This is a genomic window from Fibrobacter sp. (assembly GCA_012523595.1).
Lineage (GTDB): Bacteria > Fibrobacterota > Chitinivibrionia > Chitinivibrionales > Chitinispirillaceae > JAAYIG01.
This window is the reverse complement of sequence record JAAYIG010000232.1, coordinates 1-1,913: the sequence shown is the minus strand read 5'-3', so window position 1 is coordinate 1,913 and position 1,913 is coordinate 1. Positions and strand designations below refer to the sequence as shown.

The following is a 1,913-nucleotide window of genomic DNA, read 5'->3' as shown; positions in this document are numbered from 1 at the left end:
GTTCCAGTGTCGTGTAGGTCCGCATCCAATGTGGAAAAGAAACGTTCATGAGAGAGTCGGATATTTCGATATCAGATACAGGGCGATAGGTGATCAGGATTTCTGGATCAGGCTAGGGCGTAAGGGAACACTTGCGCATATAGATGAGTTTACTGGCGTATGTTGGCTCACAGAAGACTCTTTGTCCGGAGATCTCTCTTCAATGATAGAAATTTTTGAGATTCACGCAAAGCATCAGCGTAATTTTCTCCATGAGCAGAAAAGGGATTACGCTCCAAATGAATTCTCACATCTTCTTAATGAATATGTAAGGATTCTGGTAGTTTTGACTAATGCAAATAAGTTCGCGGAGGCGGTCCGGTTCAGGGATAGGTACCATGCGATGTTTCCGCTCAGCAGTGATCTTGTAAAACTTGAAGCAACGATGATCCGGCTTAAAAACATGCTGGCGAACTCAAGAAGTGCCGGATTGTAAATTTTGGCAGAGAGTCTGTTGTATCCATGAGGGCTGGAAAACTTCCTGACGTTATTGACCGCTCAATGGAAGTTTGTAATACCTGACTTATGCATCCGGGAAGGGACGAAGTGCGTTTAGACCTTGCAGCAGAAAGGCTTGAACAAATCGCAGGTGCACCACACCTGTGGTACATCAAGATTTGTGAAAGCCTTTATGCACAAGGGCTAAGCGCAATTTGCCCTGATCCGGGTGCATAAGTTAGGTAATAATTGCAGAAACATATCGAAGTCACTATTTTCTACAGATAACAAATCAGGTGTTCAGATGTTTTTTTCAGATAAAAAATTGGTTTTAGCCCCCATGGCAGGCGTTACAGATACGGTGTTCCGCCGCATCTGCAAAGAGCAGGGTGCAGATATAGTGGTATCTGAGATGGTAAGTGCCGAAGGTCTTATTTACTGCTCAGAAGTCACAGAAAAACTGATGCTGTTTGATGTATCGGAGCGGCCCATTGGAATTCAGCTTTTCGGTTCCGATCCGGATCATATGGCCAGAGCCGCAAAACTCACCTATGATAAAGTCAGACCCGATTTTATTGACATAAACGCCGGATGTCCTGTTGCCAAGGTCGTTAAGAAAAATGGCGGCTCAGGGCTGCTGAAAAATCATGATCTTTTCTGCAGAATAGTCGGCAAGGTGGCGGAATCAGTACCCGTTCCTGTAACTGTCAAGATACGTTCCGGGTGGCGTATGAATGAATGGGTTGATGTTCAGTTTGCAGCATCTGCATGGCAGTGCGGCGCTGCTGCAGTTACACTTCATCCCCGTTCACAGTCGATGGGCTTCTCGGGCCATTCCTTCTGGGAGAGAATCACAGAGGTAAAAAAGGCTGTTCCCATTCCGGTAATTGGAAATGGAGATATCGTGAGTTCAGAGGATGCCCTGGAGATGTTGAGGATAACCGGATGCGATTCAGTGATGATAGGCAGGGAGGCTTTCGGCAATCCCTGGATTTTTGCGCAGATAAAGAGCGCTCTGAAGTCTGAATGCGGGCCGATTGTGACTCCTGAGATGAAAGTCGATCTGGCGCAGGAGCATGTAATCAGGTTCAAAGAAATGTATGGAGAAAGATTCGCGTATAGGGAGATGAAAAGACATGTCTCCCGCTACATAAAAGGACTCTCAGGTGCATCGGCGCTCAGAGACCGGATTTTCAGGGCAGAATCAACTGATCAGCTGCTGACTGTGTTAAAGCAGATTCTTGAGATGGCCCGTTAGGATTAGCCAGCCCATTTTTTGCCGCATTTTCGGCAAATCCACACATTGCACCCCATGAACTTAAATTTCTCGAGCAGGTTCAGTTTTTCTGCTTTGTCATAGCCCCTTGACATACATCTGGGACATTTCGTCTGATTGCTCATTGCTTTTTTGGTTGGTCGCTTGCCCTGGGTCATCT

General features: G+C 46.3%; 2 protein-coding genes. Both read left to right on the top strand.

The window, feature by feature from the left end; all coding sequences use genetic code 11:
* Positions 1-28: 28 nt before the first annotated feature.
* Positions 29-475, top strand: coding sequence for a hypothetical protein (locus tag GX089_16365; GenBank protein ID NLP04070.1), 447 nt, complete (start codon positions 29-31; stop codon positions 473-475).
* A 306-nt stretch (positions 476-781) separates the two neighbouring features.
* Positions 782-1,735 (top strand): tRNA dihydrouridine synthase DusB, encoded by a 954-nt coding sequence (gene dusB, locus GX089_16360; protein ID NLP04069.1) that lies wholly within the window; start codon positions 782-784, stop codon positions 1,733-1,735.
* Positions 1,736-1,913 lie beyond the last annotated feature (178 nt).

What these genes read in the sequence shown, in the direction of transcription:
- GX089_16365 (NLP04070.1), top strand. Translation starts at nt 29, where the DNA reads ATGTGGAAAAGAAACGTTCATGAGAGAGTCGGATATTTCGATATCAGA.
- dusB (NLP04069.1), top strand. Translation starts at nt 782, where the DNA reads ATGTTTTTTTCAGATAAAAAATTGGTTTTAGCCCCCATGGCAGGCGTT.